A 1128-nucleotide genomic window follows, 5' to 3' on the forward strand; every position below is an offset into this window, starting at 1 on the left:
CCCACGACACCAACGCCGACACCCGCCCCTCCCCCATCCTCGAAGAGCTGGGGGAGAACACCCACGACACCAACGCCGACACCAACCCCTCCCCCATCCTCGAAGACCACACCCAAGACACCGACTCTGACGACTCCGTGGTCATCGGCGGGGTGATAGTCGGCGGCGTGGGCGCTGGAACGGCCACTGGTCCGGCGGCTAGGAACGACGACCCGGCGCCCGAGAGCCCCGACGACGACGTCGCCCCTGACGGTCGTGAGGACGGCGACGGCCAGAACCAAGAATCCGTCGACAGCAGCCAGAACCACGCTCCCGAAGACAGCGACGAACGTGGGAGCGACCACGGCAATGACGACAATGACTCAGAACGCTACGACCCCGATTCCGACTATGACTACGACGGCGGCTATGACTCCGACATTGGCTATGACTCCGACGCTGGCTATGACTCCGACGTCGGCGGAGGCGGAGGGGGCGGCGGCGGAGGGGGCGGCGGCGGAGGCGGCGGAGGCTTCGAATTCCCGATTCCGGTCTTCAACCCTCTAATCCCGGTTTTCGTGCCCGGCGGCGGACCCGACGCCGGCCCGGACTACAACGACAGTGGCGAGAACCCGGACCAGCACGACTCCGAGTCCGACATCGGCACCGATGACGGCTTCGACAACGCGAACGACAACGACAGCAACTACACCGCCGACACCGACTACGACACCGACGATCAGAGCGACGCCGGGACGGACTTCGGCTTCAACGACAACAACGACAACGACACTGACTACAGCGCCGACACCGACTACGGCTCCGACGACGAGGGCGACGCCGACGCTGGTCCAGGTGAGAAGGGGCAGGGCGGCGGGACCGGGTCTCAGACTCAGGCTGAGCAGGACACCGACACCGACGACACCAAGGACGACGCCCCCACCGTCACCCAAACCACCACCGACACCGACAACGACACCAAGGACGACGCCCCCACCGTCACCAACACCCAAACGCAGCCTGCAGAAAACGACCCCACCAACGGCGACACGGAGAACGCCGAAGACACCCAAGAGGAACAGACCAACCAAGACGAACAGAGCACCCAAGAAGAGCAGACCAACCAAGACGAACAGAGCACCCAAGAAG

The 1128-nt window shown here is 65.0% G+C and carries 1 pseudogene; it reads left to right on the plus strand.

Annotation, left to right across the window (positions count from 1 at the left end):
* A pseudogene (locus tag IEY86_RS35895) lies at positions 1-1128 on the plus strand (hypothetical protein); the annotation flags it as partial.

It is taken from the genome of Wenjunlia tyrosinilytica (genome assembly GCF_014646055.1).
Lineage (GTDB): Bacteria > Actinomycetota > Actinomycetes > Streptomycetales > Streptomycetaceae > Wenjunlia > Wenjunlia tyrosinilytica.